Origin of the sequence: Nonomuraea ceibae (genome assembly GCF_019396325.1) — a bacterium.
Classification (GTDB): Bacteria; Actinomycetota; Actinomycetes; order Streptosporangiales; family Streptosporangiaceae; genus Nonomuraea; species Nonomuraea ceibae.
Map to the genome: position 1 here is coordinate 24106 of NZ_JAHKRO010000106.1, position 8161 is coordinate 32266.

Below are 8161 nucleotides of genomic sequence, written 5' to 3' on the forward strand. Positions count from 1 at the left end.
GTTACGTCAGATTTTAAGGTTAGCCGGTGAAAACCCAGCAAATCTCGCCAAAAGTCTATATCAGCAGTTTAATGGCAAACTTGAAGCCATGAATGGCGGAAGCTCACCTGCTCACGATCACACCGCGGCCGACAGCCACGACCACATCCAGGTCCGGGGCGCGCGCGAGAACAATCTCACCGGCGTCTCCCTCGACATTCCCAAGCGGCGGCTCACCGTCTTCACCGGGGTCTCCGGCTCCGGCAAGTCCTCGCTGGTCTTCGAGACGATCGCGGCGGAGTCACGCCGGCTGATCAACGAGACCTATACGGCGTTCCTGCAGGGGTTCATGCCGAGCCTGGCGCGCCCGGACGTCGACGCCCTGCACAACCTGAGCGCGGCGATCATCGTCGACCAGGAGCGGATGGGCTCCAACGCCCGCTCGACCGTCGGCACCGCGACCGACGCGTACACGATGCTGCGCATCGTCTTCAGCCGGATCGCCACCCCGCACGTCGGCCCGCCGATGGCCTTCAGCTTCAACCTGCCGGCCGGGATGTGCCCGGCGTGCGAGGGCCTGGGCAAGATCACCGACATCGAGGTGGACGAGCTCGTCGACCGGTCGCTGTCGCTGAAGGAGGGCGCGATCAAGGTGCCCGGCTACGGCGTCGACACCTGGCCGTGGCAGATCATCGTCGGCTCCGGCTTCTTCGACCCCGACCGCAAGCTGGCCGACTACACCGAGACCGAGTGGGCCGACTTCCTGCACAAGGAGCCGGTCAAGGTCAAGGTGGGCGCCAACAACTTCACCTACGAGGGCCTGGTCCCCAAGGTGCGGCGCAGCTTCCTGGGCAAGGACCGCGAGTCGATGAAGGGGCAGACGCGGGCGTTCGCCGACCGGGCGGTGCAGCTGACCACCTGCCCCGACTGCAAGGGCACCCGGCTCAACGAGGCGGCCCGCTCGGCGACGATCGACGGCGTCGACATCGCGGCGTGCTCGTCGATGCAGATCAGCGACCTGGCGGCGTTCGTCGCGGGCATCTCCGACCCGACGGTGGGCCCGGTGGTGCAGGGGCTGCGTGACACGCTGGAGTCGCTGGTGGAGATCGGGCTGGGCTATCTGAGCCTGGACCGGGAGTCCTCGACGCTGTCGGGCGGCGAGGCGCAGCGGGTGAAGATGGTGCGCCATCTCAACTCCAGCCTGACGGACGTCACGTACGTGTTCGACGAGCCGACGGCGGGCCTGCACCCGCACGACATCCAGCGGATGAACGACCTGCTGCTGCAGTTGCGCGACAAGGGCAACACGGTGCTGGTGGTCGAGCACAAGCCGGAGACGATCAGGATCGCCGACCACGTGGTCGACCTGGGGCCGGGCGCGGGCGCGGCCGGCGGCACGCTGTGTTACGCGGGCGATTTGGCGGGGCTGCGCGCCTCGGGGTCGCTGACCGGCCGCTACCTGGACCACCGGGTCACGCTGCGCGAGTCGGTGCGGCAGCCGTCGGGGTGGCTGCCGATCCGCGGCGCCACCCAGCACAACCTGCGTGACGTGAGTGTGGACCTGCCGGCGGGCGTGCTCACGGTCGTCACCGGGGTGGCGGGGTCGGGCAAGAGCTCGCTCATCCACGGCAACCTGGCGGGCCGCGACGGCGTGATCGTGGCCGACCAGTCGCCGATCCGCGGCTCGCGGCGCAGCAACCCGGCCACCTACACCGGCGTGCTCGACCCCATCCGGGCGGCGTTCGCGAAGGCCAACGGGGTCAAGCCGGGCCTGTTCAGCGCCAACTCCGAGGGGGCCTGCCCGGCGTGCAAGGGCATCGGGCTGATCTACACCGATCTGGCGATGATGGCCGACGTGGCGACCGTGTGCGAGGAGTGCGACGGCAAGCGGTTCACGCCGCAGGTGCTGTCCTACACGCTGCGCGGCAAGAACATCAGCGACGTGCTGGGCATGTCGGTGTCGCAGGCGCGCGAGTTCTTCACCTCGGGGCCGGCGCGGGCGATCCTGGACCGGCTGGAGGCGGTGGGGCTGGGGTACGTGGCGCTGGGCCAGCCGCTGACGACGCTGTCGGGCGGTGAGCGGCAGCGGCTGAAGCTGGCCATCCACATGGCGAAGAACGGCACCACGTACATCCTGGACGAGCCCACCACGGGCCTGCACCTGGCGGACGTGGACCGGCTGCTGGCGCTGCTGGACCGGCTGGTCGACGACGGCAACACGGTGATCGTGATCGAGCATCACCAGGCGGTGATGGCGCACGCGGACTGGATCGTGGACCTGGGGCCGGGCGCGGGTCACGACGGCGGCCAGGTGGTCTTCACGGGCACGCCGGGCGAGCTCGTCGCCTCCGGCACGTCGCTGACGGCCCGGCACCTGCGCCTGTACGTGGACGGCGAGTAGCGGGCGGTCACCGCCGCCGCCGTGGTGCGGGCGGCGGCGGTCCCTGCCGTGCTCAGCGCGCGCAGAACTCCGTCAGGATCGGGGCCAGGGCGGCGGGGTCGAGGTGGTGGGAGGCGCCGGGCAGCTCGCGTGCCGTGGCGTCCGGGAGCGCCGCGGCCAGGGCGTGCGTGCGCTCGCGCATCGCGGTCGGGCTCGCGCCGCCGGCGAGGGCCAGCACGGGGATCGTGACGGCCTGGGTGTCGACGGGGGTGCCGGTGATGGTCAGGTCGTACTCCAGTGTGTGGGCCATCGCCTCCAGCGCGGGCCGGAACGGCGCACTGCGGGACCGGGTGACCAGCTCGGCGGGCATCCCGACGATTTCGGCCTGGAAGTACTCGACGGCCTCGCCCCGCCGTCCGGCCCTGACGAGCTCGCCCACCCGCTGGGCCGGCCCGAGGCGCGGCGCGCTGTCGTAGGGGGCCTCGTACAGGGCCAGGCGGGTGATGGCGCTGCCGCGGGCGGCGGCGTGCAGGGCGAGCAGGGCGCCGGAGGAGTAGCCGAACACGGCCGCGGCCCCGCCGGCGGCGTCGATCACGGCGTCGAGGTCGTCGAGCTCGCACTCGACCGTGTAGGGGGCGAGATCGCCGCTGTCGCCCCGGCCGCGCCGGTCGTAGGTGTGGACGGTGAAGGCGGCGGCGAGCCGGCCGGCCAGCTGCGTCCCGGTGGAGTGGTCGTTGAAGGCCCCGACGACCAGCACGAGTGCCGGGCCGGTGCCGGTGCTGTGGCAGGCGATGGGGGTGCCGTCGCGGGAGATGACTGTGTTCATGCCCCAACGACGAACGGCGGGCCCGCCCACCGACACCCCCGCCGGGAGAAGTTCGTCAGGGAAGGGGCGCCCCCTGAAGGGGCCGGATCTCGATGCTGCCGTAGCGGGCGAAGGGGTGGGCGGCGGCGATGGCGACGGCCTCGTCCAGGCCGCTGCACTCGATGACGGTGAAGCCGCCGATCTGGTCCTTGGTCTCGGCGAACGGCCCGTCGGTGAGCAGCACCTCGCCGTCGCGGACGCGCACGGTGGTGGCCTCGCTCTTCGGGCGCAGCCCGGCGGCGGTGACGAGAACGCCGCGGCGAGTCATCTCCTCGCTCCAGCCCTCGCAGCCGGATCGCGCCTGCTCCTCGGTGACCGTGTCCTCGTCGAATCCGATCATCAGCACGTAACGCATGGTCCGAGCCTAGATTGGGGGCATGATGCTGGGGGATCTGCTGGCCAGGGGCCGCACCGCCGACGTGTACGAGGCGGGCGAGGGCCGGGTGCTGCGCCGCTACCGCGACGGTGACGACGCGGGCGGGGAGCTGGCGACGATGACGCTCGTGGCGGCGGCGGGGTTCCCGGTGCCGAAGGTCTTCCCGGAGCGGCCGCGGCCCACGGACCTGGTGATGGAGCGGGTGGCGGGCGCGACGATGCTGGTGGCGCTGGTGGACGGCTCGATGGCGCCCGAGGAGGGCGGCCGGATGCTGGCGGAGCTGCTGCGCCGCCTGCACGCGGTGCCGCCGGGCGCGCAGGCGGGGCCGGGTGAGCGGGTGCTGCATCTGGATCTGCATCCGGACAACGTGCTGCTGTCGCCGCGCGGCCCGGTGGTGATCGACTGGCAGAACGCCGAGCTGGGGCCGCCGGCGCTGGACTGGGCGACGTCGGCGCTGATCCTGGCGCAGGCGGCGGTGACCCGGATGGTGGAGCCGGTGGAGCTGACGCGGCTGCTGCTGGCGTCGCTGCTGTCGTGCCGCGGCCCCGAGGAGGAGGGGGGTGAGTTGTTCGGCGGGCAGCTCGCCGAGGCGTGCGCGCGGCGGGCGGCCAATCCGACGATGTCGGCGGAGGAGACGGCGGCGCTGGGCGAGGCGGTGGAGCTGGTCCACGCGCTGGCCTGAGGGGCGGCTACCGGTCCCATACGGGTTCGGCGCTCTCGCTGACGTGGCCGTCGGCGGCGCAGATGAGGTAGCGGTCGAAGTCGGCGGCGAACCACCGGTCGTGGGTGACGGCCAGCACCGTCCCCCGGTAGGCGGCCAAGCCCTGCTGGAGGGCTTCGGCCCCGGCCAGGTCCAGGTTGTCGGTGGGCTCGTCGAGCAGCAGCAGGGTGGCGCCGGACAGCTCCAGCAGCAGGATCTGCAGCCGGGCCTGCTGGCCGCCGGACAGCGTCTCGAAGGGCCGCCTCCAGGCGGGGGCGAGCTCGTAGCGGGCCAGCGCGGCCATGGCCTCGCCGCGCTCGAGCGGGCGGCCGGTGGCGGTCCCGGTCGTGACGAGGTCGGCGATGGGCTGCCCGGCCAGGTCGGGCCGCTGGTGGGTCTGGGCGAACAGGCCGGGCCGCACGCGGGCGCCGAGGGTGAAAGCGCCGGTGTGGGCGACGGGCTGGCCGGCGAGCAGGCGCAGCAGGTGGGACTTGCCGGTGCCGTTGAGGCCGAGGACGGCGACGCGCTCGCCGTACCAGATCTCGGTGTCGAACGGTTTCAGCAGGCCGGGCAGGGCGAGCTGTTCGCAGGTGAGGGCGCGTTTGCCGGTGCGGCCGCCGCGCAGGCGCATGCGCACGTTCTGCGGCTTGGGGGCGCGTTCGGGCGGGCCGGCTTCCTCGAAGCGGGCCAGGCGGGTGAGCGCGGCCTGGTAGGAGGTGGCCAGGCCGTCGTTGCGGGTGGCGCCGCGGCGCAGGGTGTCGGCGATGCCGCGCAGCCGGGCGTGTTCGCGCTCCCACTGGCGGCGCAGGTCGTGCAGGCGTTCGGCGCGTTCGCGGCGGGCGCGGGCGTAGCCGCTGTAGCCGCCGCCGTGCACCCACACGCGGCCGGCTTCGACGGTGACGACGCGGTCGGCGGTCTCGGCCAGCAGGTGGCGGTCGTGAGAGACGAGCAGCACGGTCTTGGGGGTCTCGCGCAGCCGCCGTTCCAGCCACTGTTTGGCGGACACGTCCAGGTAGTTGTCCGGTTCGTCGAGCAGCAGGACGCGGTCGGGGCCGCGCAGCAGCGCCTCCAGCATGAGCCGTTTGCGTTCGCCGCCGGACAGCGTCTCGACCGGGCGTTCGCGCACGGCGTCGAAGGGGCGGCCGAGGGCGAGCGTGGTGCAGGTGTCCCAGACCACTTCGAGCGCGTAGCCGCCGGTGTCGGCGTAGTCGGCCAAGGCCTGGGCGTAGCGGAGCTGGGCGGGCTCGCCGTCCAGATCGCGGCCGGCTTCGGCGAGTTCGGCCGACGCGGCGGCGATCGGCGCGGGGGCGACGGCGAGCAGCAGTTCGGCGACGGTGCCGGGGCCGGGGAACTGGCGCAGCACGCCGATCCCGCCGGAGGCGGCGACGCGGCCGGCGGCGGGCCTCAGCTCGCCGGCGATCAGGCGCAGCAGGGTGGTCTTGCCGGCGCCGTTGGGGCCGACGAGCGCCGCGACGACGCCGTCGCCGACGCGGAACGACACGTCCCGCAGCAGGGGCCGCCCGTCCGGCAGCCGGTAGGTCAGCTCGCTCACCTCGACATGGCTCATTGTTCCATTACTAGACCATCGATCCGGTCCTCGTACAGCGTATTATCGTCGGGTGGTGAACGAGAGCGTGTGGCTGCGGCCCGCCCGGCGCGAGCGCCGGCCCCTCACCCTGGACCGAATCGTCGCCGAGGCCGTCGCCCTGCTCGACGAGGAGGGCGAGGCCCGCCTGACGATGCGCCGGCTGGCCGAGCGGCTCGGCACCGGCTCCACCACCCTCTACTGGCACGTCAAGACCAAGGACGACGTGCTCGACCTGGCGCTGGACGCCGTGTTCGGCCAGGTGCCGCTGCCCGAGGGCGGCACCTGGCGGCAGCGGGCGGCGGCGCTGGTCACCGGCTGGCGGGCCGCCCTGCTGCGCCACCCGTGGTCGACCGGCCTGCTGGACCGCCCGCTGATGGGCCCCAACGCGCTGGAGCGCACCGAGTTCCTGTACGCGACGCTGGCCGAGGCCGGGTTCACCGGCCCCGACCTGATTGCCGCGGCCTTCAGCCTGTCGACGTTCGTCACCGGCTCGGCCACCATGCAGGCCCGCGACCCGGCCGGCAGCGGCCCCGGCCTGGCCCGGCACCTCCAGCAGCACCGCGACGCCTACCCGACCCTGGCAGCGCACGGCCTCGACCCCGACTGGGACGCCGCCTTCACCCGCGGCCTGGCCTACCTCCTCGACGGCATGACCCCCGGAGCCAACCCGTGATCACCCTGCGTGACCTCAACCGCGCCACGCTGGCCCGCCAGCTCCTGCTGCGCCGCCACGCCATGCCCGCGCTGGAGGCCGTCGAGCACCTGGTGGGCCTGCAGGCCCAGGCGCCGTTCCCGCCGTACTTCGGCCTGTGGTCGCGGCTGTCCGGCTTCGAGCCCGGCGAGCTGGCGCGGCTGCTGGAGGAGCGCCACGTGGTCAGGCTCGTGCTCATGCGCGGCACCGTCCACCTGGTCAGCGCCGCCGACAGCCTCACGCTGCGCCCGCTGACGCAGCCGCAGCTCACCCGCTACCTGCACAGCGCGTACGGCAGCCGCATCGCCGCCCTCGACCTGGACGCGGTGGTCGCGGCGGGCCGCCGGGCGCTGGAGGGCGGCCCGCTGACCGGGGCGGCGCTCGGCGCCCGGCTGGCCGGCGAGTTCCCCGGCGTCAAGGCGGCCGACCTGGCGCAGATCATGCGCATCCTCGTCCCGCTCGTGCAGGTGCCGCCGCGCGCCGTGTGGGGCCGCTCGGGGCAGACCGCGTACGCGACGGCCGAGTCGTGGCTGGGCCGCGACCCGGACCCGAGGCCCTCGCCCGAGACGCTGGTGCGCCGCTACCTGGCGGCGTTCGGGCCCGCCACGGTGGCCGACGCGCAGGCGTGGTCGGGGCTGACCGGGCTGCGCGAGGTGGTCGAGCGGCTGCGCCCGGAGCTGGTCACGCTGACGGGCCCGGACGGCAGGGAGCTGTTCGACCTGCCCGGCGCGCCCCGGCCGGGCGGTGAGGCGCCCGCGCCGGTGCGGCTGCTGGCGCCGTTCGACAACCTGCTGCTCAGCCACGCCGACCGCACCCGGGTGATCGCCGACGCCGACCGGCCGCGGGTGATCACCGTCAACGGCCAGGTGCTCGGCACGGTGCTGGTCGACGGGTTCGTGCGCGGCACCTGGAAGCGGGACAAGGCCGTGGTGAGCGTCGAGCTGTTCGCGCCCGTCACCGGCGCGCAGGCCGAGGAGATCCGCGCGGAGGCCGCCGCGCTGCTCGCCTTCGCCGCGCCCGGCAGCGCGCACGACATCCGGGGTGTCTGACCCGGCCGGCGGGCCTGGGCCGCCCGTCGGCCGCCCGTCGGCCGCCCGTCAGCCGAGCGCCGCCAGCACGTCGGCCAGCCGTCCCGGCATCGACAGGAACGGCGAGTGGGAGGCGTCCAGCTCGACCACGGACACCGGATCGCCCGGGAAGGCGGCGTCGGCCTCGGCCACGAACCTCGCCTGCAACGCCGGCACGATCGCCCGGTCGGCTGTGCACATGACGTACGTGCGCGGCACCGAGCCCCAGCCGTCGCGGGTCAGGGTCGTGGTGCCGAGCATGATGCCGATGGGACCGTCGGGGGTCAGCAGCGCGGTGGCGGCACCGGCGAGCCCCGGCTCCACGTCGCCGTAGAACGCCTCGTACAGCGCACGCCGGTAGGCGGCGTCGCTGGTGGCCAGGTCGAGCCGCAGCGCCCCGGTGCGGGCGGGGTCGCCGCGCAGCAGCGGCGCGACCTGGTCGGCCGCCGCCTCGGGCAGCCGCGTGCAGGCGGCGGCCGACAGGCCGGAGGCCGGCAGGCATGATGATGTGGGCC

General features: G+C 73.7%; 8 protein-coding genes. 4 read left to right on the forward strand and 4 right to left on the reverse strand.

What is annotated here, in order from left to right; all coding sequences use genetic code 11:
- The first annotated feature begins 88 nt into the window (after positions 1-88).
- Positions 89-2380, forward strand: coding sequence for an ATP-binding cassette domain-containing protein (locus tag KME80_RS39805; protein ID WP_219514629.1), 2292 nt, complete (start codon positions 89-91; stop codon positions 2378-2380).
- 52 nt (positions 2381-2432) lie between these two features.
- Here KME80_RS39805 and KME80_RS39810 read toward each other — a convergent pair whose 3' ends face one another.
- Both KME80_RS39810 and KME80_RS39815 read right to left on the reverse strand, forming a co-directional pair.
- Positions 2433-3185, reverse strand: a complete 753-nt coding sequence (locus KME80_RS39810; RefSeq protein WP_219514633.1) for an alpha/beta fold hydrolase — start codon at positions 3183-3185, stop codon at positions 2433-2435.
- A gap of 55 nt (positions 3186-3240) precedes the next feature.
- Positions 3241-3579 carry a YciI family protein gene (locus KME80_RS39815; protein WP_219514635.1) on the reverse strand — a complete coding sequence of 113 codons (339 nt, stop codon included), beginning with the start codon at positions 3577-3579 and terminating at the stop codon, positions 3241-3243.
- 22 nt (positions 3580-3601) lie between these two features.
- On the opposite strand from KME80_RS39815, the gene KME80_RS39820 reads away from it, so the two are divergent.
- Entirely contained in the window at positions 3602-4282 is a 681-nt protein-coding gene (locus KME80_RS39820) for a phosphotransferase (RefSeq protein WP_219514637.1), read from the forward strand.
- Between the two features lie 7 nt (positions 4283-4289).
- Here KME80_RS39820 and KME80_RS39825 read toward each other — a convergent pair whose 3' ends face one another.
- Positions 4290-5867, reverse strand: a complete 1578-nt coding sequence (locus KME80_RS39825) for an ABC-F family ATP-binding cassette domain-containing protein (RefSeq protein WP_219514638.1) — start codon at positions 5865-5867, stop codon at positions 4290-4292.
- A 55-nt stretch (positions 5868-5922) separates the two neighbouring features.
- Here KME80_RS39825 and KME80_RS39830 point away from each other — a divergent pair, with 55 nt between their 5' ends.
- Both KME80_RS39830 and KME80_RS39835 read left to right on the forward strand, forming a co-directional pair.
- Positions 5923-6561 (forward strand): TetR/AcrR family transcriptional regulator, encoded by a 639-nt coding sequence (locus KME80_RS39830; RefSeq protein ID WP_219514640.1) that lies wholly within the window; start codon positions 5923-5925, stop codon positions 6559-6561.
- Positions 6558-7628 carry a winged helix DNA-binding domain-containing protein gene (locus KME80_RS39835; RefSeq protein WP_308126120.1) on the forward strand — a complete coding sequence of 357 codons (1071 nt, stop codon included), beginning with the start codon at positions 6558-6560 and terminating at the stop codon, positions 7626-7628. The genes KME80_RS39830 and KME80_RS39835 overlap by 4 nt, the downstream gene beginning before the upstream one ends.
- 48 nt (positions 7629-7676) lie before the next feature.
- On the opposite strand, the gene KME80_RS39840 is transcribed toward KME80_RS39835, so the two are convergent.
- The coding region (locus KME80_RS39840) for an alpha/beta fold hydrolase (protein ID WP_219514642.1) at positions 7677-8161 on the reverse strand (485 nt) is incomplete at its 5' end.

Excerpts from the sequence above, each read along its gene's own strand:
- KME80_RS39815 (WP_219514635.1), bottom strand. The coding sequence starts at position 3,579 with ATGCGTTACGTGCTGATGATCGGATTCGACGAGGACACGGTCACCGAG.
- KME80_RS39810 (WP_219514633.1), bottom strand. The coding sequence starts at position 3,185 with ATGAACACAGTCATCTCCCGCGACGGCACCCCCATCGCCTGCCACAGC.
- KME80_RS39805 (WP_219514629.1), top strand. The coding sequence starts at position 89 with ATGAATGGCGGAAGCTCACCTGCTCACGATCACACCGCGGCCGACAGC.
- KME80_RS39825 (WP_219514638.1), bottom strand. The coding sequence starts at position 5,867 with ATGAGCCATGTCGAGGTGAGCGAGCTGACCTACCGGCTGCCGGACGGG.
- KME80_RS39820 (WP_219514637.1), top strand. The coding sequence starts at position 3,602 with ATGATGCTGGGGGATCTGCTGGCCAGGGGCCGCACCGCCGACGTGTAC.